Below are 24,849 nucleotides of genomic sequence, written 5' to 3' on the forward strand. Positions count from 1 at the left end.
CGTTCTTCAAGTCGGCCCAGCTTCGTAGCCTCTCCGGCGGAGACTAGCGCTCGCGCGGGGTCGTGTGACCGCGAAGTAACACGCGTCACGTCTCAACTGACGGACATCACACCGGTCCGGCCGAGCCGCCCGCCGCCGCCAACCGGGCCCCGATCGCCCGCAGTCGCGCAGCCTCCCGCGCCCCCGGCCTTCTTGGCGCCGGGAGCCCCGGGGCCGGGGCGGAGCCGCACGCCGCGCCGCGGCTCACTACGCTGGCCGCATGGTGAACCTGACGCGCATCTACACCCGTACCGGCGACAAGGGCACGACCGCCCTCGGCGACATGAGCCGTACGGCCAAGACCGACCTGCGGATCTCCGCCTACGCCGACGCCAACGAGGCCAACGCGGCCATCGGCACGGCGATCGCCCTCGGCGGCCTGCCGGCGGATGTCGTGAAGGTCCTGGTACGGGTGCAGAACGACCTGTTCGACGTCGGCGCCGACCTGTGCACCCCGGTCGTCGAAAAGCCCGAGTACCCGCCGCTGCGCGTCGAGCAGTTCTACATCGACAAGCTCGAGGCGGACTGCGACCTCTTCAACGAGCAGTTGGAGAAGCTCCGCAGCTTCATCCTCCCCGGCGGCGCCCCCGGCGCGGCCCTCCTGCACCAGGCCTGCACGGTGGTCCGGCGCGCCGAGCGCTCCACCTGGGCGGCGCTGGAGGTGCACGGCGAGGTGATGAACCCGCTGACCGCGACCTACCTCAACCGCCTCTCCGACCTCCTCTTCATCCTGGCCCGTACGGCCAACAAGGAGGTCGGGGACGTGCTCTGGGTGCCGGGCGGCGAGCGCTAGCCGCTACCGCCTGACCTCGGCCGGCTCCTCCTGCGGCTCCGCCGCGGGGGCCTTGCGCGGCCACAGCGTGTACGTGGCCGCGATCACGGCCTGGATGCCGAGCACCCGCAGGGCGGCGAACTGCCAGGTCTGCAGGCCGCCGGTGTCGGCCGCGTCGCCCACGTACCAGATCGCGGCCTGCAGCAGCCCGAGCGCGACGGCCGCGGCGGCCAGGGTGCGGGTCCACAGCTTCCACTCGTGGACCGCCCTGGCCTTGCCGTACTTCGGGCCGGGCGGCTTCGGCCCCCCGCCGAAGCGGTACGCCGCGTGCCGGTCGAGCCACTTCACCGTGTAGTGGCCGTAGCCGACGGTGTAGCCGAGGTACAGCGCGGCCAGACCGTGCGTCCAGCTCGGCGCGCCCCCGTTCTTGAGGTCCAGGGTGGTGACCACCAGCAGAACCAGCTCCAGCAGCGGCTCGCACAGCAGGACAGCCGCCCCGAGCCGGGGCATCTTCGCGAGGTAGCGCAGCGCCAGTCCGCCGGCGAGCAGCACCCAGAAAGCGATCTCGCAGGCGATGATCAGGGCGACGAGCACGGGAATCTCCCTTCCGTTCCGGTCGGCACGTCCGAGGCGACGACCACTGCATCCAGGCTCCCGTCCGATCCGCGCCGCCTCGTCGTCGCCGGTGACGAAGCGCGACTGCATCCTTCGGAGTAGTGCCACGCCTTCCGGCCTCCGCCCCTGCGGCGACGCCCGGGGCCGGCGCACCCTGTTGGATGGGACCGTGACCCCGACCATCACCGCCCCGGCGCCCGCCAGGATCTTCCGCCCCCACCGCGACGACGTCCTCCTCGCGGTGCTCAGCGTGCTCGCGGGCCTGCTGCTCTGGTCGCTCGGCATCTACAGCACGAACAACCGGCACTTCCTCCCCGCCTGGGCGGCCCTGGTCCCGCTCCTCGTGCTCGGCCCGATGGAGCTGCTGCGCCGCACCGCGCCCCGCGTCACCCTGATCGTCGGCACGATCGGCGTGATCGCCGACCAGTTCACCGTGGGCAACCTCGGCACGGTCCTGATCTTCACGGACCTGATGTACGCGGCCGTCGTCTACGGCAAGCCCGCCATGGCCCGGCGCCTCCCGGTCCAAACCGGCCTGGTCACCATCGCCGTCACCATCGCCTCCGTGGCCTGGCTGCGCACCCCGCAGGCCCTGATGATCGGCGTGATCACCGGCATCGTGAGCTTCGGCCCGGCCCTGACCGGCGCCACCCTGCGCAACCACCGCGAGGCCGCCGAGGCCGCCCGGCTGCGCGCCGAGCAGACCGCGCTGCTGGCCGAAATGGACCGCAGCCAGGCCGTCGTCGCCGAACGCGCCCGGATGGCCCGCGAGCTGCACGACATGGTGGCCAACCACCTGTCCGCCATCGCCATCCACTCCACCGCCGCGCTCTCCATCGACTCCCCCGCGACGAGCCGGGACGCCCTCGGGGTGATCCGGGAGAACAGCGTGCAGGGGCTGGCCGAGATGCGCCGGCTGATCGGGCTGCTGCGGGACGCGGGCGCGGAGCAGGAGGCGGTCGCCACGCCCTCGCTCGACGGGCTCGACGCCCTGCTGGCGCAGGCCCGTGTCAACGGCGCCGCGAGCGGGCTGGACTTCGTACTCCAAGGCGGCCGGCCGGCCGGGGAGCCCCTGCCGACCCCCGTGGAGCTGGCGGCGTACCGGATCGTCCAAGAGTCGCTGACGAACGCCCTCAAGCACGCCGCCCCGGGCACGGTCCGGGTCCGCGTGAGCCGCGACGGCGCGGCCGGAGGGCTGCTGACCGTACGGGTGGAGTCCCCGTACGGGAACCGCCCGGGCCCCCGGGCCCCCGGCTCGGGAGCCGGGCTGATCGGCATGCGGGAGCGGACGGAACTGCTGGGCGGGAAGTTCACGGCGGGACGGGACGGATCGGTGTGGCTGGTGCGGGCGGATCTGCCCGCGGACGAGAAGGCGGTGGCGGAATGAGCATCCGGGTCGTGGTGGCCGAGGACCAGAGCGCGGTGCGGGCGGGCCTGGTCCTGATCCTGCGCAGCGCGGGCGACATCGAGGTCGCGGGCGAGGCGGCGGACGGGGAGGAGGCGGTGCGCCTGGCGCGGGAGCTGCGGCCGGATCTCGTCCTCATGGACGTGCAGATGCCGCGGCTCGACGGGGTGTCGGCGACCCGCCAGGTGGTCGCGGAGGGGCTGGCCGACGTCCTGGTGCTGACCACCTTCGACCTGGACGAGTACGTGTTCGGCGCCCTGCGCGCCGGGGCGGCGGGCTTCCTGCTGAAGAACGCCGACGCGGCGGAGCTGATCGAGGCGGTACGGACCGTCGCGCGCGGGGAGGGTCTGATCGCCCCGGCGGTGACCCGGCGGCTGATCGCCGAGTTCGCGACTCCGCGGCCCGTGAAGGCGCCCGTGGCGCCGGAGACGGCCGCGGCGGTGGCCTCGCTGACGCGTCGGGAGCGGGAGGTGTTCGGCGCTCTGGGCGAGGGTCTGTCGAACGCGGAGATCGCGCTGCGGCTGCAGATGGCGGAGGCGACGGTGAAGACGCACGTCAGCAGACTGCTGGGGAAGCTCGAGCTGCGCAGCCGGGTCCAGGCGGCCGTACTGGCCCAGGAGTTGGGCCTCTAGCGGACTCCTGGAGCGAAGGTCTGGACCTCTTGACGGTTGGTCCAGACCTTTCTACGCTCGCGGCAACTGTGGTGAGCGTGCCATGACAAGCGTGCTCACGGGCGGCGCAGGTCCCACCCCCATGTCGTGATCGGCCCCACGGCCACGACGGACCTACGGAGGAGCACCCTTGAGCACAGCACCCCCACCCCGCATCCGTCTCTTCAGAAGGCTCGCCGCGACCGTGGCTGCCTTCGCCCTGCCGATCGCCGGACTCGTGGCCCTGGCCGGCCCGGCCCAGGCCGCCGCCTCCGCGACGGCCACGTACACGAAGGTCTCCGACTGGGGCACCGGCTTCGAGGGCAAGTGGACGGTGAAGAACACCGGCACCACCACCCTCACCAGCTGGACCGTGGAGTGGGACTACCCCTCCGGCACGACGGTCACCTCCGCCTGGGACGCCACCGTCACCAGCTCCGGCACCCACTGGACCGGCAAGAACGTCGGCTGGAACGGCACCCTCGCCCCCGGTGCCACGATCAGCTTCGGCTTCAACGGCGCCGGCTCCGGCGCCCCCGGCGGCTGCAAGGTCAACGGCGGCTCCTGCGACGGCGGCTCGACCCCCACCGACAGCCCGCCGTCGGCCCCCGGCACGCCCACAGCGAGCGGGGTCACCAACACCTCGCTGACCATCGGCTGGGCCGCGGCCACCGACGACAAGGGCGTCAAGAACTACGACGTCTACCGCGGCGGTGCCAAGGTCGCGACCGTCACGGGCACCAGCTACACCGACTCCGGCCTGACCAAGGGCACGACGTACACCTACAGCGTCGTCGCCCGCGACACCGCCGACCAGACGGGCCCGGCCTCCGGCTCCGTCTCGGTCACCACGACCGGCGGCGGCACCACGCCCCCGGACCCGGGCGGCAAGGTCAAGCTCGGCTATTTCACCGAGTGGGGCGTCTACGGGCGCAACTACCACGTGAAGAACCTGGACACCTCCGGCTCCGCCGCGAAGATCACCCACATCAACTACGCGTTCGGCAACGTCCAGGGCGGCAAGTGCACCATCGGTGACGCCTACGCCGACTACGACAAGGCCTACACCGCCGACCAGAGCGTCGACGGCGTCGCCGACAACTGGGACCAGCCGCTGCGCGGCAACTTCAACCAGCTGCGCAAGCTCAAGGCGAAGTACCCGAACATCAAGGTGCTGTGGTCCTTCGGCGGCTGGACCTGGTCCGGCGGCTTCGGCCAGGCCGCGGCGAACCCGGCCGCCTTCGCCGACTCCTGCTACAGCCTGGTCGAGGACCCGCGCTGGGCGGACGTCTTCGACGGCATCGACATCGACTGGGAGTACCCGAACGCCTGCGGCCTGTCCTGCGACACCAGCGGCGCCGCCTCCCTGAAGAACGTCCTGTCCGCGCTGCGCACCAAGTTCGGCAGCAGCAACCTGGTGACCGCCGCGATCTCCGCCGACGGCTCCAATGGCGGCAAGCTCGACCTCGCGGACTACGCGGGCGCCTCCCAGTACGTCGACTTCTACAACGTCATGACGTACGACTTCTTCGGCGCGTGGGACGCCAAGGGCCCGACCGCCCCGCACTCCCCGCTCACCTCGTACGCCGGCATCCCCATCGCCGGCTTCAACTCCGAGGCCGCCATCACCAAGCTCAAGGGCAAGGGCATCGCCGGCTCCAAGCTGAACCTCGGCATCGGCTTCTACGGCCGCGGCTGGACCGGCGTCACGCAGGACGCCCCCGGCGGCGCCGCCACCGGGCCCGCCCCGGGCACGTACGAGCAGGGCATCGAGGACTACAAGGTGCTGAAGGGCAGCTGCCCGGCCACCGGGACCGTCGCCGGCACGGCCTACGCCAAGTGCGGCAGCAACTGGTGGAGCTACGACACCCCCGCCACCATCGCCGGGAAGATGAGCTGGACCAAGCAGCAGGGCCTCCGGGGCGCCTTCTTCTGGGAGTTCAGCGGCGACACCTCGAACGGCGAACTGGCGAACGCGATCCACACCGGTCTCCAGTAGCCCCCACGCACGGGACCGGTGAACGACGAAGCCGGGGAGACAGGGTCCGCCCCCTGTCTCCCCGGCTTCTCCTTCTTGACGCGCCACTCGCACGGCTCGGCGCCTGGACGCAGCTCGGCCCTCAGGCCACGTTCGCCCTCCCCCAGACTTCGTCCGGGGGGACCCCCATCCAACGGGCAAGGAATTCAGGCAACATTTACCCGTTGACCCGGTGGCGCCGCCTCCAGCCAGGCCAGGAAACCGGTCAGTGCGTCCTCGCTCATCGCCAGCTCCAGGCGGGTCCCGCGGTGGACACAGCCGAGCACGACGGCGTCGGACAGCAGCGCCAGCTCCTCCTCGCCCTCAGGGGCGCGGCGGGCGACCACCTCGATGGAGGAACGCTCCAGCAGCCGGCGCGGCCGCGGGGAGTACGAGAAGACGCGGAACCACTCGATGCGGTCACCGCTGTAGCGGGCGACCCCGTACACCCAGCCCTTGCCGGAGATGTCGGGTTCCTCGGACACACCCCAGCGCAGGCTGCAGTCGAAAGTGCCGCCGGAACGCTGGATGAGTCTGCGGCGCAGCCCGAAGACAAACAGCCCGATCACCACCAGGGCTACGACCAGGCCGCTCACAAGCAGAGCGAGGAGCATCTTCACCGACCTCCTCGCTCATCGAATACGCACCAACGAAAAACGGACGTACATCGCCTCAGCCGCGACCCGGTCTGGAAAATTCCAGCACGGACCGCGGCTGAGGTCACACACTCTTCGGTACGGGACTCAGTGCCCCGTTACCGCGCGCAGCCGGACATCGGCGCGACGCTCGGCGGCCGCATCGGCCTCCGACTTCGCGCGCTCCAGTGCCCGCTCCGCCCGCTGGACGTCAATCTCGTCAGCGAGCTCGGCGATCTCGGCCAGCAGGGACAGCTTGTTGTCCGCGAACGAGATGAATCCGCCGTGCACCGCGGCGACGACAGTGTTGCCGTCGCTGGTGCGGATGGTCACCGGGCCCGATTCCAGCACACCGAGAAGCGGCTGGTGACCGGGCATGACGCCGATGTCGCCGGACGTGGTGCGGGCGACAACAAGGGTGGCCTCGCCGGACCAGACATTGCGGTCCGCCGCGACCAGCTCGACGTGCAGCTCAGCAGCCAAGGTGGCTCCTCGGGTCACCACCCGGCGGGTCAGCCGGGTGTTGGGTCAAATTCTAATGGGCGTGGGGAGAGGGACGGGACACACCCGCCCCTCTCCGTCAGTCAGCTGTGCTCGCGAGGAGCGCGGCTTCAGGAGACGCCCAGCTCCTTGGCGTTGGCCTTCAGGTCCTCGATGCCACCGCACAGGAAGAACGCCTGCTCGGGGAAGTGGTCGTAGTCGCCGTCGCAGATCGCGTTGAAGGCGACGATCGACTCGTCGAGCGGAACGTCCGAACCGTCCACGCCGGTGAACTGCTTGGCGACGTGGGTGTTCTGCGACAGGAAGCGCTCGACACGACGGGCACGGTGGACAACGAGCTTGTCCTCCTCGCCCAGCTCGTCGATACCGAGGATCGCGATGATGTCCTGGAGGTCCTTGTACTTCTGGAGGATCCCCTTGACGCGCATCGCGGTGGCGTAGTGGTCCGCCGCGATGTACCGCGGGTCGAGGATGCGGGACGTCGAGTCCAGCGGGTCCACGGCCGGGTAGATGCCCTTCTCGGAGATCGGACGGGAAAGAACCGTCGTCGCGTCGAGGTGGGCGAAGGTGGTGGCCGGCGCCGGGTCGGTCAGGTCGTCCGCGGGGACGTAGATCGCCTGCATCGAGGTGATCGAGTGACCGCGGGTCGACGTGATGCGCTCCTGCAGAAGACCCATCTCGTCGGCCAGGTTCGGCTGGTAACCCACTGCGGACGGCATGCGGCCGAGCAGCGTGGAGACCTCGGAACCGGCCTGGGTGTAACGGAAGATGTTGTCAATGAAGAAGAGCACGTCCTGCTTCTGCACATCGCGGAAGTACTCCGCCATGGTCAGACCGGCAAGCGCGACGCGCAGACGGGTGCCCGGGGGCTCGTCCATCTGGCCGAAGACAAGCGCCGTCTTGTCGATGACGCCGGAGTCGGCCATTTCCTCGATGAGGTCGTTGCCCTCACGGGTACGCTCACCGACGCCCGCGAACACCGACACACCGTCGTGGTTGTTGGCGACGCGGTAGATCATTTCCTGGATCAGAACGGTCTTGCCGACACCGGCACCACCGAACAGACCGATCTTTCCACCCTTGACGTACGGGGTGAGAAGGTCGATGACCTTGACGCCGGTCTCGAACATCTCCGTCTTCGACTCGAGCTCGTCGAAGCGCGGGGCCTTGCGGTGGATCGGCCAGCGCTCGGTGACCTCGGCGTTCGCCTCGGGGTAGTTGAGCACCTCGCCCAGGGTGTTGAACACCTTGCCCTTGGTGAAGTCACCGACGGGGACGGTGATGCCCTCGCCCGTGTCGGTCACCGGGGCCTGGCGGACCAGACCGTCGGTCGGCTGCATCGAGATGGTACGGACGAGGCCGTCACCCAGGTGCTGCGCGACCTCGAGGGTCAGGGTCTTGAGCTTGCCGTCCTCGGCCGGGTCTGCGACCTGGACCTTGAGGGCGTTGTAGATCTCGGGCATGGCGTCGACGGGGAACTCCACGTCGACGACCGGGCCGATGACCCGGGCGACGCGGCCCGTGGCGGCGGCCGTCTCAACAGTGGTCGTCATTACTTGTCACTCCCCGCGGTCGCGTCAGCCATGGCGCTCGCGCCACCGACGATCTCGCTGATTTCCTGGGTGATTTCGGCCTGGCGGGCCGCGTTGGCAAGCCGGGAGAGGCTCTTGATGAGGTCCCCGGCGTTGTCGGTCGCCGACTTCATCGCACGGCGGCGGGCGGCGTGCTCGGAAGCGGCCGACTGCAGCAGTGCGTTGTAGATACGGCTCTCGACGTAGCGCGGCAGAAGGGCGTCGAGGACGTCCTCCGCCGACGGCTCGAAGTCGAACAGCGGAAGGACCTCGCCCTTCGCACCGGTCTCCTCCGCAGCCTGGTCGAGGCTGAGCGGCAGCATCCGGCCGTCGACCGCGCTCTGCGTCATCATCGACACGAATTCCGTGTAGACGATGTGCAGCTCGTCGACGCCGCCCTCGGCCGTTTCCGTCTGGATGGCCTCGATCAGCGGCCCGGCGACGCGCTTGGCGTCGGCGTAGGCCGGGCTGTCGGTGAAGCCGGTCCACGAATCCGCGACCTTGCGCTCGCGGAAGCCGTAGTAGGCCAGACCCTTACGGCCGACGATGTACGTGTCGACGTCCTTGCCCTCGCCGCGCAGCCGCTCGGTGAGCCGCTCCGCCTGCTTGATGGCGTTCGAGGAGTAGCCGCCGGCCAGACCGCGGTCGCTCGTGATGAGCAGGATCGCGGCACGGGTCGGCTGCTCGACCTCGGTCGTCAGGGCGTGCTTGGTGTTCGAGCCGGTCGCCACCGCGGTCACCGCACGGGTGAGCTCGGTCGCGTACGGCATCGATGCCGCCACCTTGCGCTGCGCCTTGACGATGCGCGAGGCGGCGATCATCTCCATCGCCTTGGTGATCTTCTTGGTCGCCGTGACGGCACGGATGCGACGCTTGTAGACCCGGAGCTGCGCTCCCATGAGTCAGGTCCCTTCCGTCGTCACTTGGAGACGTTGACGGCCGGCGCGTCCTCGCCCAGGAGCTTGCCGTCCGAGGTCTCGAACTGCTGCTTGAAGCCGGCGATGGCGTCCGCGATGGAGGACAGGGTGTCGTCCGACATCTTGCCGCCGTCCGCGATGGAGGTGAGGAGGTCCTTGCGCTCGCGGCGCAGGTGCTCCAGCAGCTCCGACTCGAAGCGACGGATGTCGCCCACCGGAACGTCGTCCATCTTGCCGGTGGTGCCGGCCCAGACGGAGACGACCTGCTCCTCGACGGGCATCGGCTGGTACTGGCCCTGCTTCAGCAGCTCGACCAGGCGCTTGCCGCGCTCCAGCGAGGCCTTCGACGCGGCGTCCAGGTCGGAACCGAAGGCGGCGAACGCCTCCAGCTCACGGTACTGGGCGAGGTCCAGGCGCAGACGGCCGGAAACCTGCTTCATGGCCTTGTGCTGGGCGGAGCCACCGACGCGGGAGACCGAGATACCGACGTTCAGCGCCGGGCGCTGGCCCGCGTTGAACAGGTCGGACTCCAGGAAGCACTGGCCGTCGGTGATGGAGATGACGTTGGTCGGGATGAACGCCGACACGTCGTTCGCCTTGGTCTCGACGATCGGCAGACCGGTCATCGAACCGGCACCCATGTCGTCGGACAGCTTCGCGCAGCGCTCCAGCAGACGGGAGTGCAGGTAGAAGACGTCACCCGGGTAGGCCTCACGGCCCGGCGGGCGGCGCAGCAGCAGCGACACGGCGCGGTAGGCGTCGGCCTGCTTCGACAGGTCGTCGAAGATGATCAGGACGTGCTTGCCGGCGTACATCCAGTGCTGGCCGATGGCGGAACCGGTGTACGGCGCCAGGTACTTGAAGCCGGCCGGGTCGGACGCCGGGGCGGCGACGATCGTCGTGTACTCGAGCGCGCCGGCGTCTTCCAGGGCGCCGCGAACGGACGCGATGGTCGAGCCCTTCTGGCCGATGGCGACGTAGATGCAGCGGACCTGCTTGTTCACGTCGCCCGAGCGCCAGTTGTCGCGCTGGTTGATGATCGTGTCGACGGCCAGAGCGGTCTTGCCGGTCTGACGGTCGCCGATGATCAGCTGACGCTGGCCACGGCCGACCGGCACCATCGCGTCGATGGCCTTGTAGCCGGTCTGCATCGGCTCGTGCACCGACTTACGGACCATGACGCCCGGAGCCTGAAGCTCCAGGGCGCGACGGCCTTCGGTCGCGATCTCGCCGAGACCGTCGATCGGGTTGCCGAGCGGGTCGACGACACGGCCGAGGTAGCCCTCGCCGACGCCGACGGAGAGCACCTCACCGGTGCGCTGCACCGGCTGGCCCTCCTCGATACCGCTGAACTCGCCGAGGACGACCGCACCGATCTCGCGCTCCTCGAGGTTGAGGGCGAGACCAAGGGTGCCGTCCTCGAACTTCAGCAGCTCGTTCGCCATGGCGGAGGGCAGGCCCTCCACCTTCGCGATGCCGTCGCCGGCAACGCTGACCGTTCCGACCTCCTCGCGCGAGGCCGCGTCCGGCTGGTACGACTGGACAAAGTTCTCCAGTGCGTCCCGGATCTCCTCCGGCCGGATCGTGAGCTCCGCCATCTGGGTTCCCTGCTCTCCTTGTTGGGCCTGAAGCTTCTTAGGGGTCTGGGGGCGACCCCCAGGAATCTTCTGCAAGTTCTGCACGGCCCAACCGGGCCGCTAGGAATGCGTTGTTCTATTGGTGGCTGAGGTCAGCCGGCCATGCGGCGGGACGCCTCGGAAAGGCGGTCCGCGATGGTGCCGTCGATGACCTCGTCGCCGACCCGCACCGAGATCCCGCCGAGGACCTCGGGGTCCACGTCGAGGTTCAGGTGCATCTGGCGGCCGTACAGCTTGGCCAGCACCGCGCCGAGACGCTGCTTCTGCACGTCGCTGAGCGGAACCGCGCTGGTCACGGTGGCGACCATGCGGTCACGGCGCTCGGCGGCGAGCTTGGAGAGGGACTCGAGTCCCGCTTCCAGGCTACGTCCACGCGGGTGCGTGACGAGACGGATGACCAGGCGCTCCGTGACGGCGTTCGCCTTGCCGCCGAGCAGGCTGCGCAGCAGCTGGCTCTTGGCGGAGGCGGTGGCCGCGCGGTCGGTCAGCGCGGAACGCAGCTCGGTGCTCGAGGCGACGATCCGGCCGAAGCGGAAGACCTCGTCCTCGACGTTGTCGAGCGCACCGGTCTGCTGGGCCGCCGTGAGGTCGGCGGTGGCCGCCAGCTCCTCCAGCGCGTCCACCAGGTCGCGGGACTGCGACCAGCGGGAGCGCGCCATGCCGGACACCAGGTCGAGGGTTTCCCCGCCCACCTGGCCGGACAGCAGACGGCCGACCAGCTCGGCCTTGGCCTCGCCGGACTGCGCCGGGTCCGTGATGACCCGACGCAGCGAGACCTCACGGTCGAGCAGCGCGGTGACGGCTGCCAGCTCGCCGGCGAGCTTCGTCGCGTCGACGGACGTGTTGTCCGTCAGCGCGTCGAGACGCTCGCGCGCGGAGGCCAGCGCCTCGCGGCTCGCTCCGTTCATCGGGCCGCCTCGGCCTTCTCCTCAAGCTCGCTGAGGAAGCGGTCGATCGTGCGGCTCTGCCGGGCGGCGTCCTCGAGGGACTCGCCGACGAGCTTGCCGGCCAGGTCGGTGGCGAGCTTGCCCACGTCCTGGCGCAGCGCCTGAGAGGCGGCCTTGCGGTCGGCCGCGATCTGGGCGTGGCCGGCAGCGATGATCTCCTCACGCTGCCGCTGGCCCTCTGCGCGCAGTTCTTCCTTGAGCGCAGTGCCCTGCTCCAGCGCATCCTGGCGCAGGCGCGCGGCCTCGTGCCGGGCTTCGGCGAGCTGGGCCTTGTACTGCTCCAGCACGCTCTGGGCCTCGGTCTGAGCGGCCTCAGCCTTCTCGATACCGCCCTCGATCTGCTCGCGACGCTCGTCCAGAACCTTGTTGATGTTCGGGAGGAGCTTCTTCGCGAGGACACCGAAGACGATGACGAAGGCGATCAGACCGATGACGAGCTCGGGGATCGGCGGGAAGAGCGGGTTTTCCGTCTCTGCCGCGAGAACCAGGAGGTTCACATCAGTGCCTTTCGTCTAATCGGACTAGTGGTCGCGGTTCGTCAGCTGTAGACGAACGGCATGACCAGACCGATGAGGGCGAGCGCCTCACAGAAGGCGAAGCCGAGGATCTGGTTGGCGCGGATCAGACCGGCAGCCTCGGGCTGACGGGCGAGAGCCTGCGTGCCGTTACCGAAGATGATGCCGACGCCGACACCCGGGCCGATGGCCGCGAGACCGTAACCAACGGAGCTGAGGGAGCCGGTGACGCCATCGGCGGCAGCGAGGATCTGGGACATGCCAGTTCTTCCTTCTCTTTCACGGACCGGTGGGGGTTGGCCACCGGACGACAGGGGGTTTGGGGGAGGGCCGGACTCAGTGCTGCTCGGCGAGTGCGCCCTGGATGAAGCTGCAGGCCAGCAGCACGAAGACGTAGGCCTGGACAGCCTGGATGAAGAGCTCGAAGGCCGTCATCACGATGACCATGATGAAAGAGACGCCCGCGTAGGCGATCCCGATCCCGTTCAGCAGGTACCAGCTGGCGATGGTGAACAGCAGCAGCAGCGTGTGACCGGCGAACATGTTCGCGAACAGTCGGACCGCGTGGGTGAACGGGCGCACCAGGACGTTCGAGAAGAACTCGATGACCATGACGAGGGGCAGGACGCCGCCGAGCGACTTGTCGTAGCCGGTCAGGTTCTTGAGTCCGCCGACGAAGCCGTGACGCTTGAACGTCACCGACATCCAGATGAAGTAGACGAGCAGCGCGAGAATCGCCGGGTACGCGATGATCGCGGTCACCGGGAACTGGGCCAGGGGGACGATCGACCAGACGTTCAGGACCCAGACGAAGAAGAACAGCGAAACCATGAAGGGGACGTACTTCTCGCCCTCCTTCTTGCCCAGCGTCTCGTACACGATGCCGCGGCGCACGAAGTCGTAGCCGGTCTCGGCGACCATCTGGAGCTTGCCCGGGACGACCTTCGGCTTGCGGAAGGCGGCCCAGAAGAAGCCGACGATGATCAGCGAGCCCAGGAGGGCCAGCAGCATCGGCTTGTTGAAGTACACACTGGTCAGGCCGGGTTCGCCCCACAGCGGCTCGAAGAGGAACGAGTGCAGGCCCGGACCGGGGAAGCCACATCCGTCGAAGATGTGACAGTCGGTCTCGAAAGCGAGCACCTGCGTCAGGTCAGCACTCACCGCGGGCTCCTTCAGCGTGGCGCATAGGTACGGCAACCTCGTTGTGTCGGCGCGGCGCACAGCCGCTGTTCGGCACTGGACTGGTGTTACGGGTGTGGGGGCGGCGATCAGGCATCGAGCCTCGCGATGGAACAGGCGTCAGCTCAGATGCCCGCGCCCGCAATGCCGCAGTTGGAACCGGACGATAGCAGCATCTCGAACGCTCACTTATCCCGGCCCTACCCCTCACGACTTCGGCCCCGAATTTTCGGGCTTGTCGCCCTTCGTCGAGTCCGGTTCGACGTAGAGGATCTTGGCCTTCATGTGAGCACGCGTCTGCGCGCCGATCCACACGAGGGTGGTGGCGACGAGCGTGATCGCGAAAGCCTTGGGGTTGAACAGCGTCGTGTTCTTGAACACGGCGAGAAAGACGAAGAGCAGCAGGATCTGGGCCGTGTAGAGCATTAGCCCCATGGCCTGGAACAGGTGCGGCAGCGATTTCGCGGTGCGTTGCAGAACGATGAATCCGATGCCCATGAACAGCATCACGACCAGCGTGGCAATGACGGCGCCAAGGGCTCCCTCGCCACCTGCCACCACGGCGCTGATGACGGCGGCGAGAGCGCCGGCGACAGCCGTGGGTACAGCGGCGTGCAGGAGGGATCGGACGTCATCTGACCGCATGGCGGTTTGCTCCGCGTGGTGGTGGGGGCACGGACTCGTACGGGAACTCGTACGGGACGAGCGTAAGCCCGGTCCGAGATCGAACCTCGGGCCGATGGGCCGTCGCACTACGGTCCTTCGGCTCTGTCGCCGGGTTTAGTGAACGGTATCACAAACTATTTGATGAGAGCTTTACCTGCGGAGTGTGCTGACTGTCACACATGAGAGCTAACCCGCCCGTGTGTGCGCGACAAGCCGCCGTTGTGTGTGGTAAAGGCGGTTCATGTCCGACATGTACCGCGGGCGTCAGCGCGCCGACTCAGCCTTACGCCGGTCGGGGAAGCGCGAACGGGGGCCTACCGCGGTCGCTCCGTTGACGCCCGAGACACCGACCCGGATCGGACCGGCGGGCTCCGGCTCCCGGCCCGAGGTGTCGAGCGCGGCCGCCTCCGCGGCGCGCTCGCTGTGCCGGTAGCGCGGCGGGACCAGACCCTCGGCCCAGCGCGGGGCGCGCGGGGTGAAGCGCGGCAGGAGCAGCAGGACGAGGCCCAGCGCGCTCAGACCGACGATGGCGAGCACGATCCACATCGAGGCGGAGTGCACCGAATACGCCACCGCGCCGAAGGCGATCAGCCCTGACCAGAAGTACATGATCAGCACCGCGCGGCTGTGCGAATGCCCGAGCTCCAGCAGTCGGTGGTGCAGGTGCCCGCGGTCGGCCGCGAACGGCGACTGGCCCTTCCACGTACGCCGCACGATGGCCAGGACCAGGTCCGCCATCGGGATCGCGATGATCGTCAGCGGGAGCAGAAGCGGAATGAAGACCGGGATCATCGCGTGCACAGTGTTGCGCTCACCGCCGACGAACAGGGCCATGGTGTCCGGGTCCACCTGCCCGGTGATCGAGATCGCGGCGGCGGCCAGCACCAGACCGATGAGCATCGATCCGGAATCGCCCATGAAGATGCGGGCCGGGTGCATGTTGTGCGGCAGGAAGCCGAGGCACATGCCCATCAGGATCGCGGCGAACAGCGTCGCGGGCGCGGCCGCCTCGATGCCGTAGCCGAACCAGATCCGGTACGAGTAGAGGAAGAACGCGGCGGCGGCGATGCAGACCATGCCGGCGGCCAGACCGTCGAGCCCGTCCACGAAGTTCACCGCGTTGATGGTGATCACGACGAGGGCCACGGTGAGCAGGTTGCCCTGCCACTGGGTCAGCGCGACCGTCCCGATGCCCGGGACGGGGATCCACAGGATGGTCAGGCCCTGCATGACCATCACACCGGCGGCGATCATCTGCGCGCCGAGTTTGATCAGGGCGTCGATCTCGAACTTGTCGTCGAGCACGCCGATCAGCCAGATCAGGGCGGCTCCGGAGAGCAGCGCCCGCGGCTCGTTCGACAGCTCGAAGACGCCGTTGAGGTTGCGCAGGTGGTCCGCGACCAGCAGCCCCGCGCACAGTCCGCCGAACATGGCGATGCCGCCGAGCCGCGGAGTGGGCTCGCGGTGCACGTCGCGGGCGCGGATCTCCGGCATCGCACCGGCCGCGATCGCGAACTTCCGCACGGGCCCGGTGAGCAGGTAGGTCACCGCGACCGTGACGCAAAGCGTCAGCAGATATTCACGCACGGGCTGCCCCAGATGTATCGCCGGCCATCTCAGCCCCACACATTAGCTGCGATGTACCCCTCACCGAGGACGCGAGGGGGCGCTATCGCGGTTGCGGTACGCCCTGCTTGTCCTGATTACTCCCCGTACGGGGGAAATCCGCGCGTCAGCTCGGCCACTTCCGCGCGGGTGTTCGCGCCTTCCCCGCGCAGTGCCGCGGCAAACAGCGCGGCGATCCGCGCCATCTCGGGCTCCCGCATGCCCTGGGTCGTGACGGCCGCCGTACCGAGCCGGATCCCGCGCTGGTCCCCGTACGGGAGGGCGCAGGTGTCCAGCACGATCCCGGCGGCGGCGAGCCGGCCTCGGGCGGTCGGGCCGTCGATGCCGAGCGGGGCCGGGTCGGCGGTGATCAGGTGGGTGTCGGTGCCGCCCGTCGTCACCGCGAAGCCGTTGGCCGCCAGCGCATCGGCCAGCACCCGGGCATTGGCCACCACACGATGGGCGTACGTGGTGAACGCGGGCGCCGCGGCCTCGGCGAAGGCCACCGCCTTGGCAGCGATGGTGTGCATCTGGGCGCCGCCCTGTGTGAAGGGGAACACCGCCCGGTCGATCCGCTCGGCGAACTCGGCGCCGCACAGGACCATCCCGCCGCGCGGGCCGCGCAGCACCTTGTGGGTCGTCGCGCAGACGATGTCGGCGTACGGGACGGGGCTGGGCGCGGCCCCGCCGGCGACGAGCCCGATCGGATGGGCGGCGTCCGCGATGAGGTACGCCCCGACCTCGTCGGCGATCTCCCGGAACACCGAGTACTCCGGGTGGCGCGAGTAGGAGATCGACCCGCAGACGATCGCCTTGGGCCGGTGCGTCCGCGCCAGGTCCTGCACCTGCCGGTAGTCGATGAGGCCGCTCTCGGCGTCGACGCCGTACCCGACGAAGTCGAACCAGCGCCCGGAGAAGTTGGCCGGCGAACCGTGGGTGAGGTGTCCGCCGTACGCGAGCCCCATCGCCAGCACCGTGTCCCCGGGCCGCAGCAGCGCGGCGTACGAGGCCAGCACGGCGGCGGAACCGGAATGCGGCTGCACGTTGGCGTGCTCGACCCCGAACAGCGCGCGGGCCCGCTCGACGGCCAGCCCTTCGGCGAGGTCGGCGTACTCGCAGCCGCCGTGGTACCGATGGCCGGGATAGCCCTCGGCGTACTTGTTGGCGAGCGCCGAGCCGAGCGCTGCGAGCACGGCGGGCGAGGTGAAGTTCTCGGCGGCGCTCAGCTGCAGGGTGGTGGCCTGGCGCTGCGCCTCCCCCGCGAGCACATCGGCCATCTGCGGATCCTGCTGCCGCAGCAGGTCCGTGGGCGGGGTGATGACGCTCATGGCGACTCCCAGTGGCCGGTCCCGGATAGGCCCACTCTAGGCCCGGGGCTCTGATCCCGCCCTGCGGAGATGCCCGTCAGCGCCGGGCCGTGACGCCTGTCAGGGCCGTGACCACCGGGTCCAGCGCCTGGTTGATCTCGTCGCCGATCGAGCGGAAGAAGGTGATCGGCGCCCCGTACGGGTCGTACACCTCGTCCGCGTCGGGCGAAGGCGCCAGCAGCCACCCCCGCAGCGCGGCCGCAGCCCGCACCAGGGCACGGGCCCGCTCGGCGACGCCGTCGTCCAGCGGCGGCAGCGTGGCCGGATCTATGGCCCGCACCAGCCGGGTGAACTCCTTCAGCGTGAACGTGCGCAGCCCTGCCGAGTGCCCCATCGAGATGACCTGCGCACGGTGGTCGCGCGTGGCGGTCAGCACCAGGTCGGCGCGTATGACGTGCTCGTCCAGCAGCTCCCGCCCGGTGAAACCGGAGGCGTCCGCACCGAAATCCGCGAGCACGGCCGCCGCGTTCGCCTCCATCGGGGCACCCTCGTGGCCCCAGGTCCCCGCGCTCTCCACGATCAGGTCGCTCGCCGGGATGCCCCCCAGCCGGTGCGCCAGCGCATGCCGGGTCAGCCGCTCGGTGATGGGCGAGCGGCACACGTTGCCGGTGCTGACGTGGAGGATGCGGAAGGTGTCCCCTCCGGCCGCTGCCGGGTGGGAGTCCCCCCAGCCGTGGTCGGCGCCGGAGGTGTGCCCGCTTGCTATGCCACGCCCCTGAGGGCTCACGGGGCCACCTCGAGGTCGGGTACGACCTCCCGCAGCTGCTCGGCGGTCAGTGCCCCCTCGCGCAGCAGGACGGGAACCTTCCCGGTGACGTCGACGATCGACGAGGGCTGGATCCCGGGCGTCGGACCGCCGTCCAGGTACACGGACACGGAGTCGCCCAGCATCTCGCGCGCCGCGTCGCAGTCCTCCGGCGCCGGGTGCCCGGACAGGTTCGCCGAGGACACGGCCATGGGGCCGACCTCGGTGAGCAGCTCGATGGCGACGGGGTGCAGCGGCATGCGGACGGCCACGGTGCCGCGGGTCTCCCCCAGGTCCCAGGCGAGCGAGGGCTGGTGCTTGGCGACCAGTGTCAGCGCGCCCGGCCAGAAGGCGTCGACGAGCTCCCAGGCCTGCTCGGAGAAGTCCGTGACGAGGCCGTGCAGGGTGTTCGGGGAGCCGATGAGCACCGGGGTCGGCATGTTGCGGCCGCGCCCCTTGGCGGCGAGCAGGTCACCGACGGCCTCTGCGCTGAAGGCGTCCGCGCCGATCCCGTAGAGGGTGTCGGTGGGCAGCACGACAAGCTCGCCGCGGCGCACGGCGGATGCGGCTTCACGCAGACCCGTCTTGCGGTCCGTCGCGTCGTTGCAGTCGTATCGCCGGGCCATCAGCGGGACTCCTCGTGCAGCAGGGGGGTGGAGGGGTGGGTCGCGCCCGTCACGGCAGGGCCTTGCGGGCGGTGGCGAAGCGCGGGCGGTTGTTCAGGTCGGGATGGTCGGCGGCGTCGGCCCAGCCGCGCTCCTCCGCGAAGATCCACGGGACCTGGCCGCCCTGGGTGTCGGCGTGCTCGATGACGACGATGCCGCCGGGCCTCAGCAGCCGGTGCGCGGTGCGCTCGATGCCGCGGATGGTGTCGAGGCCGTCCTCGCCGGAGAAGAGGGCCATCTCCGGATCGTGGTCGCGGGCCTCGGGGGCCACGTACTCCCACTCCGTGAGCGGGATGTACGGCGGGTTCGAGATCACCAGGTCGACCTGGCCGTCCAGCTCGGGCAGCGCGCTCAGGGCGTCGCCCTGGTGGACGGTGACCCGGGAGCCCTCGGCGTTCTTGCGGGTCCACCGCAGGGCGTCCTCGGACAGCTCGACCGCGTGCACGCGCGAGCGCGGCACCTCCTGCGCCATGGCCAGCGCGATGGCGCCGGACCCGGTGCACAGGTCCACGATCAGCGGCTCGACGACGTCCATCGCCCGGACGGCGTGTATGGCCCAGTCCACGACCGACTCGGTCTCGGGCCGGGGCACGAAGACCCCGGGCCCGACCTGGAGCTCCAGGTACCGGAAGAAGGCGCGGCCGGTGATGTGCTGGAGCGGCTCGCGCGCCTCGCGGCGGGCGACGGCCTCCCAGTAGCGGGCGTCGAAGTCCGCGTCCTTGACGTGGTGCAGTTCCCCCCGCTTGACGCCGTGCACGAAGGCCGCGAGCTCCTCCGCGTCGAAGCGCGGTGAGGGCACGCCGGCGGCGGCCAGCCGCTGGGTGGCCTGGGCCACCTCGGCAAGCAGCAAGTTCACGCTGGTCCTCCGGGCTGCTGTCGTACGGGGGTGGAGCGGGGGTGGTGCAGGTCGGGCGGGGATCAGTGCGCGGACGCCAGCTTGGCGGCCGAGTCCGCGTCGACGCAGGCCTGGATCATCGAATCGAGGTCGCCGTCGAGCACCTGGTCCAAGTTGTACGCCTTGAATCCGGTCCGGTGGTCCGAGATCCGGTTTTCCGGGAAGTTGTACGTCCGGATCTTCTCGGAGCGGTCCACCGAGCGCACCTGGCTGCGGCGCACGTCGGAGGCCTCCTGCTCGGCGGCCTCCTGGGCGGCGGCCAGCAGGCGCGACCGCAGGATGCGCATCGCCTGCTCCTTGTTCTGGAGCTGGCTCTTCTCGTTCTGGCAGGAGGCGACCACACCGGTGGGGAGGTGCGTGATGCGCACGGCCGAGTCGGTGGTGTTGACGGACTGGCCGCCGGGGCCCGACGAGCGGTACACGTCGATGCGGAGGTCGTTCATGTTGACCTCGACCTCGACCTCCTCGGCCTCCGGGGTGACGAGCACGCCGGCGGCGGAGGTGTGGATGCGGCCCTGGGACTCGGTGGCCGGAACACGCTGGACGCGGTGCACGCCGCCCTCGTACTTCATACGGGCCCAGACGCCCTGGCCGGGCTCGGTGGCACCGTTGCCGCCCTTGGTGCGGACGGAGACCTGGACGTCCTTGTAGCCGCCGAGCTCGGACTCGGTGGAGTCGATGATCTCGGTCTTCCAGCCCACGCGCTCCGCGTAGCGCAGGTACATGCGCAGCAGGTCGCCGGCGAACAGGGCGGACTCGTCGCCGCCCGCGCCCGCCTTGATCTCCAGGAGCACGTCCTTGTCGTCGCTGGGGTCGCGCGGGACGAGCAGCAGGCGGAGCTTCTCGGTGAGCTCCTCGCGCTGCGCGCTCAGTTCCTTCACCTCGGCCGCGAAGTCCGGGTCGTCGACCGCGAACTCCTTCGCCGTCTCGATGTCCTCGGCGGACTGCTTCCAGGCACGGAAGGTCGCGACGATCGGGGTCAGCTCCGCATAGCGCTTGTTGAGCTTGCGCGCGTTGGCCTGATCCGAGTGGACCGAAGGGTCGGCGAGCTTCTTCTCAAGGTCGGCGTGCTCGCCGACCAGTTCCTCGACCGCCTCGAACATCGGGGGCTCCTGGGGTGAAAAGTACGAAAAAGGGCTGCGGGACGACAAAGGCGCCGGTCCGGCTGCCCCCGTGTGGACAGGGTGCAGCCGGGGTCCGGCGCCGGGGGCTCGCTACTTCGAGCCGGCAGCCTTGCCGAAGCGGGCCTCGAAGCGGGCGACGCGGCCACCGGTGTCGAGGATCTTCTGCTTGCCCGTGTAGAACGGGTGGCACTCGGAGCAGACCTCGGCACGGATGGTGCCCTCGGTCAGGGTGCTGCGGGTGGTGAACGACGCGCCACAGGTGCAGCTGACCTGGGTCTCGACGTACTCGGGGTGAACATCGCGCTTCAAGGTGTCTCCTAGATTCGGGAGGGCGCCGGGTCGCAGGAGCCGAATTGCGCACTGCGTGAACCGGGGCCGACAGACCAGTCTGCCAGGACCGGGCTGCCTGTCAAAATTCTGAGGACGCCTCCCTCAACGGGGCGGGGGCGGCATCTATTCCACGTTGCTGCCGAACGCTCCTGAGCAGGCCTTTTACGGCTGCTGGACGATCGAGCCGGCCGTTCCCTTGTCACCCATCGAGTTCGCGGTGGCCTCGGCGGGGACCGGCTGCTCGGCCAGCAGGGCGTCCCAGACCATCTTGGACTCCTTGGTCAGCGGGGCGACCCGGTCGGGGTCGCGGGCGTCCGGACCCACGGGCAGGGTGATCATCTTCATGTCCTGGGCGTCGATGCCCTGGAGGCTCTGGGCGAAGCCCATCAGGGACTTCACGTCGCCGAGGGACTTGTCGGTGGTGAGCGCCTTGGTGCCGGTGTCGGCGAGGTCGAGCAGCCGCTTGGGGTTGTCGAAGACGCCGATGCCCTTGACCTGCTTGATCAGGGCCTTCATGAACGCCTGCTGCAGCTGTATTCGGCCCAGGTCGCTGCCGTCGCCGACGGTCTTGCGGGTCCGTACGAGGCCCAGGGCCTGCTCGCCGTTCAGCTTGTTGGGGCCGGCCGGGAGGTCGAGGTGGCTCCCGTAGTCCTTGATGGGCTTGGTGGTGGTGAGCTGGACGCCGCCGAGGTTGTCGATGATCTTCTTGAAGCCCGTGAAGTCGACCTCGATGTAGTGGTCCATGCGGATCCCCGACATCTTCTCGACGGTCTTGACCGCGCAGGCGGCCCCGCCGATGGTGAACGCCTCGTTGAACTGCGAGCGCGAGCTGCCGCGCTCGGTCTTGCCGTTGCTCAGCGTGCACGGCGGCCGGTTGACCATGGTGTCGCGCGGGATCGAGACGACGGTGGCCTTCTTGTGGCCGTCGTACAGGTGGACGATCATCGCCGTGTCGGAGCGGGCCGAGCCGCCGTCGTCCTGGCCGTACTCGGAATTCGCGCCGCCGCGGGAGTCGGAGCCGAGGACGAGGATGTCCATCGAGCCGTTGTCGACGTTCTGCGGGCGGTCCTTGCCGAGCGCCTGGTCGATGTCGACCGTCTTCAGGTTCCCGTTCAGGTGGAAGTAGAACCAGCCGAGACCCGCCCCGCCCACGAGGACCACGCCGGCGGCGCTCCACGCGGCGATGACGAGGGCCTTGCGCCCCTTCGAGGGTTTCCGTCGGCGCCGGCCCGCGGCACGCCGGCCGCTGCCCCTGCTGTCCTCGCTCATGCTCTCCTCAGTCCTGAAATGCGTTCCCGGCCGGACGCCCGGCCCAGTGGCCTCCCCGCACTGCCCTCTGACACAGACGGCCGAATGCCCTCCAGGGTTCCACGGCCGACGCGGGCCCCGTGCCGGCCGCACTGCGGCGGCGGGGGTGGGAGGAGCACGGCGTGGCACCGCGCCCACCTGCGGTTTCCCGGGGGGACGCACACAGTGGCCGCGAGGTTCACGAAAACCGCGAGTGTGGCGAAGCTCGCACCCGCGGAAAACATGCCAAAACGTCAGAGAACACCCCGAAAACACGGGACCGCCCCCACCGCGCGTGCGGTGGGGGCGGTCCCGGTGATGCGGTGCGGCGACGGTCAGTCGTCGTTCTTGCCCGACGGGGTCGTCTTGGCGATCTGCATCAGGAACTCGGCGTTCGACTTCGTCTGCTTCATCTTGTCGAGCAGGAGCTCGATGGCCTGCTGCGAGTCGAGCGCGTGCAGCACGCGGCGCAGCTTCCAGACGATGGCGAGCTCCTCGCTGTTGAGGAGGATCTCCTCCTTGCGGGTGCCCGACGGGTCGACGTCGACGGCCGGGAAGATGCGCTTGTCGGCGAGCTTCCGGTCGAGCTTGAGCTCCATGTTGCCGGTGCCCTTGAACTCCTCGAAGATCACCTCGTCCATGCGCGAGCCGGTGTCGACCAGCGCGGTGGCCAGGATGGTCAGCGAGCCGCCGTCCTCGATGTTGCGCGCGGCACCGAAGAAGCGCTTCGGCGGGTACAGCGCGGTCGAGTCGACACCACCGGACAGGATGCGGCCGGAGGCGGGCGCCGCGAGGTTGTACGCGCGGCCCAGACGGGTGATGGAGTCCAGCAGGACGACCACGTCGTGACCCAGCTCGACGAGGCGCTTGGCGCGCTCGATGGCCAGCTCGGCGACGGTGGTGTGGTCCTCGGCCGGGCGGTCGAAGGTCGAGGAGATGACCTCGCCCTTGACCGACCGCTGCATGTCGGTGACCTCTTCCGGACGCTCGTCGACCAGGACGACCATCAGGTGGCACTCGGGGTTGTTGACCGTGATCGCGTTGGCGATCGCCTGCATGATCATGGTCTTGCCGGTCTTCGGCGGGGCCACGATCAGGCCTCGCTGGCCCTTGCCGATCGGCGACACGAGGTCGATGATGCGGGTCGTCAGCACACCCGGGTCGGTCTCCAGACGGAGGCGGTCCTGGGGGTACAGCGGGGTCAGCTTCTGGAACTCCGGTCGGCCGCGGCCGGATTCGGGCGCCATGCCGTTCACCGAGTCCAGCCGCACGAGGGCGTTGAACTTCTCGCGGCGCTCGCCGTCCTTGGGCTGGCGCACGGCACCGGTGGTGTGGTCGCCCTTGCGCAGACCCGCCTTGCGGACCTGGGCGAGGGAGACGTACACGTCGTTGGGGCCGGGCAGGTAGCCCGAGGTCCGGATGAACGCGTAGTTGTCGAGGATGTCCAGGATGCCCGCGACGGGGATCAGGACGTCGTCGTCGGCGACCTGCGGCTCGCTCGGCGCGAACTCGTCGCGGCCACGACGGCCACGGCGGTCGCGGTAGCGGCCGCGACGGCCGCGACGGCCGTCCTCGCCGTCGAAGTCGTCCTCGGGGCCGTTGCCCTGGGGGGCCTGACGGTCCTGACGGCCCTGCTGCTGACGGTCCTGACGGCCGCCCTGCTGCTGGCGGTCCTGACGGCCGCCGCCCTGGCCGCCGCCCTGACCCTGGCCGGCCTGACCCTGGCCCTGGCCCTGGCCCTGACCCTGGGCGCCCTGGCCCGGCTCGTCGGCCTTGGCACCGCGGTCACGGCGGTCGCGCTGGCGCTCGCCGCGCTCGGCACGGTCCCCGCGGTCGCGGCGGTCGCGCCGGCCGCGGCCCTCGCCCTCCTGGGCGGGCGCGGAGACGGCGGTCGCGGCCTCGGCCTTGGCCTCGGCCGGCGCGGTCGCGGTGGTGGTCTCGGTCTTCGCCTCGACCTGCACGGCGGCGGGGGCCGCGGTCTCCGGGCTGCCGGAGGGGGCCGTGGCCCGACGCCGGCGGCGCTCGCCGGCCGGGGCGTCGTCGGAGGCCGGCTGGCCCGGGATCTCGATCTGCGCCTGCGCGGCAGGCTTCTCGGCGGGCGCCTCGGCGGCGGCCTCACCCGTACGGGCCTTGCTGGTGGCGCGGCGCTTCGGCTTGGCCTCGGCGGCGTCGGCGGCGGGAGCCGCGGCCTTGGGGGCACCACTGCCCGCCTGCGCCTCCTTGATGACCTCGATCAGCTGGCTCTTGCGCATCCGCGCAGTGCCCCTGATACCAAGGCCCGACGCGACCTGCTGCAGCTCGGCCAGGACCATGCCCTCGAGGCCGGTGCCGGAGCGGCGCCGACGTCCGGCAGTGGTCGCCGCGGCGCCCGCGGCGGGGGCACTGGTGTCGACATTGGTGTCGGCAGCGCCCATCAGATCGGTGGTGTCGCTCACGAAGGGTCCTTCCCTGGAGCGGACGTCGGCCTGTCTGGCTCGGCGACCGGTTGTGCTGTCCGGCAACGGACCATTACCTGATGGGTCATGGACCGCGGCCGGGGCGGTGGTCCGCCGGTAGAGATACGGCGGAGAGAAACGTGCATGGGTGGTTCCGGCGAGAAGCCCCCGAGCTGGAAGCGTGGGAATGTCACGCCGATTCCGGAGCGTGCTCGAAACTGCTGGAAGCGATCAAAGCAGTCGGGGAGGCTCCCGGAAGAAAGGTGGTCCCGGATGGGGACACTGAGCACCGAGCCATGGCGGCTTCGGCTGCACACTTGAGAGTAACAC

Annotated in this window: 24 protein-coding genes; 4 read left to right on the plus strand and 20 right to left on the minus strand. The window is 69.8% G+C overall.

Annotated features, from left to right (window positions below; translation table 11 throughout):
- Positions 1–259: 259 nt before the first annotated feature.
- Positions 260–832, plus strand: a complete 573-nt coding sequence (locus tag OG299_RS13665) for a cob(I)yrinic acid a,c-diamide adenosyltransferase (RefSeq protein WP_266625390.1) — start codon at positions 260–262, stop codon at positions 830–832.
- A gap of 3 nt (positions 833–835) precedes the next feature.
- Here OG299_RS13665 and OG299_RS13670 read toward each other — a convergent pair whose 3' ends face one another.
- Complete coding sequence (locus OG299_RS13670; protein ID WP_266625392.1) at positions 836–1,405, minus strand: hypothetical protein; 570 nt, start codon at positions 1,403–1,405, stop codon at positions 836–838.
- A gap of 178 nt (positions 1,406–1,583) precedes the next feature.
- Between OG299_RS13670 and OG299_RS13675 the strand changes: the two genes are divergently transcribed.
- The 3 genes from OG299_RS13675 (at position 1,584) to OG299_RS13685 (ending at position 5,480) form a co-directional block, all read left to right on the plus strand.
- On the plus strand, positions 1,584–2,813 hold the full coding sequence (locus tag OG299_RS13675; RefSeq protein WP_389869326.1) for a sensor histidine kinase: 1,230 nt from the start codon (positions 1,584–1,586) through the stop codon (positions 2,811–2,813).
- Positions 2,810–3,463 carry a response regulator gene (locus tag OG299_RS13680; RefSeq protein WP_266625396.1) on the plus strand — a complete coding sequence of 218 codons (654 nt, stop codon included), beginning with the start codon at positions 2,810–2,812 and terminating at the stop codon, positions 3,461–3,463. The genes OG299_RS13675 and OG299_RS13680 overlap by 4 nt, the downstream gene beginning before the upstream one ends.
- A gap of 169 nt (positions 3,464–3,632) precedes the next feature.
- A complete protein-coding gene (locus tag OG299_RS13685; RefSeq protein ID WP_399847268.1) occupies positions 3,633–5,480 on the plus strand; it encodes a glycosyl hydrolase family 18 protein in 1,848 nt (615 codons plus the stop codon).
- Positions 5,481–5,665: 185 nt separating this feature from the next.
- Here OG299_RS13685 and OG299_RS13690 read toward each other — a convergent pair whose 3' ends face one another.
- From OG299_RS13690 to rho, 19 genes are all read right to left on the minus strand, one after another.
- Entirely contained in the window at positions 5,666–6,112 is a 447-nt protein-coding gene (locus tag OG299_RS13690; protein WP_030295266.1) for a DUF2550 domain-containing protein, read from the minus strand.
- 129 nt (positions 6,113–6,241) lie between these two features.
- On the minus strand, positions 6,242–6,616 hold the full coding sequence (locus OG299_RS13695; protein ID WP_266625400.1) for a F0F1 ATP synthase subunit epsilon: 375 nt from the start codon (positions 6,614–6,616) through the stop codon (positions 6,242–6,244).
- A 128-nt stretch (positions 6,617–6,744) separates the two neighbouring features.
- Positions 6,745–8,187: a F0F1 ATP synthase subunit beta gene (atpD, locus tag OG299_RS13700; RefSeq protein ID WP_266625402.1), complete on the minus strand. Its 1,443-nt coding sequence runs from the start codon at positions 8,185–8,187 to the stop codon at positions 6,745–6,747.
- On the minus strand, positions 8,187–9,104 hold the full coding sequence (locus OG299_RS13705) for a F0F1 ATP synthase subunit gamma (protein WP_266625404.1): 918 nt from the start codon (positions 9,102–9,104) through the stop codon (positions 8,187–8,189). The genes atpD and OG299_RS13705 overlap by 1 nt, the downstream gene beginning before the upstream one ends.
- Positions 9,105–9,124: 20 nt before the next feature.
- A complete protein-coding gene (gene atpA / locus OG299_RS13710; RefSeq protein ID WP_327361627.1) occupies positions 9,125–10,720 on the minus strand; it encodes a F0F1 ATP synthase subunit alpha in 1,596 nt (531 codons plus the stop codon).
- Positions 10,721–10,851: 131 nt separating this feature from the next.
- Positions 10,852–11,667 (minus strand): F0F1 ATP synthase subunit delta, encoded by an 816-nt coding sequence (locus OG299_RS13715; protein ID WP_266625408.1) that lies wholly within the window; start codon positions 11,665–11,667, stop codon positions 10,852–10,854.
- On the minus strand, positions 11,664–12,203 hold the full coding sequence (locus tag OG299_RS13720) for a F0F1 ATP synthase subunit B (protein WP_327361628.1): 540 nt from the start codon (positions 12,201–12,203) through the stop codon (positions 11,664–11,666). Before OG299_RS13720 ends, OG299_RS13715 begins: the two co-directional genes overlap by 4 nt.
- Before the next feature lie 41 nt (positions 12,204–12,244).
- A complete protein-coding gene (locus OG299_RS13725) occupies positions 12,245–12,481 on the minus strand; it encodes an ATP synthase subunit C-like protein (protein WP_030153776.1) in 237 nt (78 codons plus the stop codon).
- A gap of 76 nt (positions 12,482–12,557) precedes the next feature.
- Positions 12,558–13,397 (minus strand): F0F1 ATP synthase subunit A, encoded by an 840-nt coding sequence (gene atpB, locus OG299_RS13730; RefSeq protein ID WP_327364516.1) that lies wholly within the window; start codon positions 13,395–13,397, stop codon positions 12,558–12,560.
- Positions 13,398–13,607: 210 nt separating this feature from the next.
- Positions 13,608–14,045: a Cg1360 family ATP-synthase-associated protein gene (locus tag OG299_RS13735; RefSeq protein WP_266625414.1), complete on the minus strand. Its 438-nt coding sequence runs from the start codon at positions 14,043–14,045 to the stop codon at positions 13,608–13,610.
- A gap of 285 nt (positions 14,046–14,330) precedes the next feature.
- Positions 14,331–15,653, minus strand: coding sequence for an MraY family glycosyltransferase (locus OG299_RS13740; protein WP_327361629.1), 1,323 nt, complete (start codon positions 15,651–15,653; stop codon positions 14,331–14,333).
- A 116-nt stretch (positions 15,654–15,769) separates the two neighbouring features.
- Positions 15,770–16,999, minus strand: coding sequence for a serine hydroxymethyltransferase (glyA, locus tag OG299_RS13745; RefSeq protein ID WP_266625416.1), 1,230 nt, complete (start codon positions 16,997–16,999; stop codon positions 15,770–15,772).
- 76 nt (positions 17,000–17,075) lie between these two features.
- Positions 17,076–17,765: an arsenate reductase/protein-tyrosine-phosphatase family protein gene (locus tag OG299_RS13750; RefSeq protein WP_389869309.1), complete on the minus strand. Its 690-nt coding sequence runs from the start codon at positions 17,763–17,765 to the stop codon at positions 17,076–17,078.
- Entirely contained in the window at positions 17,762–18,409 is a 648-nt protein-coding gene (locus OG299_RS13755) for an L-threonylcarbamoyladenylate synthase (protein WP_008738155.1), read from the minus strand. The genes OG299_RS13750 and OG299_RS13755 overlap by 4 nt, the downstream gene beginning before the upstream one ends.
- Positions 18,410–18,458: 49 nt before the next feature.
- The gene (prmC, locus tag OG299_RS13760) at positions 18,459–19,304 is read right to left on the minus strand and encodes a peptide chain release factor N(5)-glutamine methyltransferase (protein WP_030008688.1); all 846 of its coding nucleotides are present in this window, start codon (positions 19,302–19,304) and stop codon (positions 18,459–18,461) included.
- 62 nt (positions 19,305–19,366) lie between these two features.
- The gene (prfA, locus tag OG299_RS13765; protein ID WP_266625418.1) at positions 19,367–20,446 is read right to left on the minus strand and encodes a peptide chain release factor 1; all 1,080 of its coding nucleotides are present in this window, start codon (positions 20,444–20,446) and stop codon (positions 19,367–19,369) included.
- Positions 20,447–20,557: 111 nt separating this feature from the next.
- A complete protein-coding gene (gene rpmE / locus OG299_RS13770; RefSeq protein WP_030153765.1) occupies positions 20,558–20,776 on the minus strand; it encodes a 50S ribosomal protein L31 in 219 nt (72 codons plus the stop codon).
- Between the two features lie 183 nt (positions 20,777–20,959).
- Positions 20,960–22,066, minus strand: coding sequence for an LCP family protein (locus tag OG299_RS13775; RefSeq protein WP_327361630.1), 1,107 nt, complete (start codon positions 22,064–22,066; stop codon positions 20,960–20,962).
- A gap of 353 nt (positions 22,067–22,419) precedes the next feature.
- Complete coding sequence (rho, locus tag OG299_RS13780) at positions 22,420–24,519, minus strand: transcription termination factor Rho (protein WP_327361631.1); 2,100 nt, start codon at positions 24,517–24,519, stop codon at positions 22,420–22,422.
- Positions 24,520–24,849 lie beyond the last annotated feature (330 nt).

Origin of the sequence: Streptomyces sp. NBC_01296, from assembly GCF_035984415.1 — a bacterium.
In the GTDB taxonomy this organism is placed as follows: domain Bacteria; phylum Actinomycetota; class Actinomycetes; order Streptomycetales; family Streptomycetaceae; genus Streptomyces.

Coding starts and splice junctions, on each gene's coding strand:
- OG299_RS13665 (WP_266625390.1), top strand. CDS start 260: ATGGTGAACCTGACGCGCATCTACACCCGTACCGGCGACAAGGGCACG.
- OG299_RS13680 (WP_266625396.1), top strand. CDS start 2,810: ATGAGCATCCGGGTCGTGGTGGCCGAGGACCAGAGCGCGGTGCGGGCG.
- OG299_RS13690 (WP_030295266.1), bottom strand. CDS start 6,112: ATGCTCCTCGCTCTGCTTGTGAGCGGCCTGGTCGTAGCCCTGGTGGTG.
- atpD (WP_266625402.1), bottom strand. CDS start 8,187: ATGACGACCACTGTTGAGACGGCCGCCGCCACGGGCCGCGTCGCCCGG.
- OG299_RS13705 (WP_266625404.1), bottom strand. CDS start 9,104: ATGGGAGCGCAGCTCCGGGTCTACAAGCGTCGCATCCGTGCCGTCACG.
- atpA (WP_327361627.1), bottom strand. CDS start 10,720: ATGGCGGAGCTCACGATCCGGCCGGAGGAGATCCGGGACGCACTGGAG.
- OG299_RS13715 (WP_266625408.1), bottom strand. CDS start 11,667: ATGAACGGAGCGAGCCGCGAGGCGCTGGCCTCCGCGCGCGAGCGTCTC.
- OG299_RS13725 (WP_030153776.1), bottom strand. CDS start 12,481: ATGTCCCAGATCCTCGCTGCCGCCGATGGCGTCACCGGCTCCCTCAGC.
- OG299_RS13735 (WP_266625414.1), bottom strand. CDS start 14,045: ATGCGGTCAGATGACGTCCGATCCCTCCTGCACGCCGCTGTACCCACG.
- glyA (WP_266625416.1), bottom strand. CDS start 16,999: ATGAGCGTCATCACCCCGCCCACGGACCTGCTGCGGCAGCAGGATCCG.
- OG299_RS13755 (WP_008738155.1), bottom strand. CDS start 18,409: ATGGCCCGGCGATACGACTGCAACGACGCGACGGACCGCAAGACGGGT.
- prfA (WP_266625418.1), bottom strand. CDS start 20,446: ATGTTCGAGGCGGTCGAGGAACTGGTCGGCGAGCACGCCGACCTTGAG.
- OG299_RS13775 (WP_327361630.1), bottom strand. CDS start 22,066: ATGAGCGAGGACAGCAGGGGCAGCGGCCGGCGTGCCGCGGGCCGGCGC.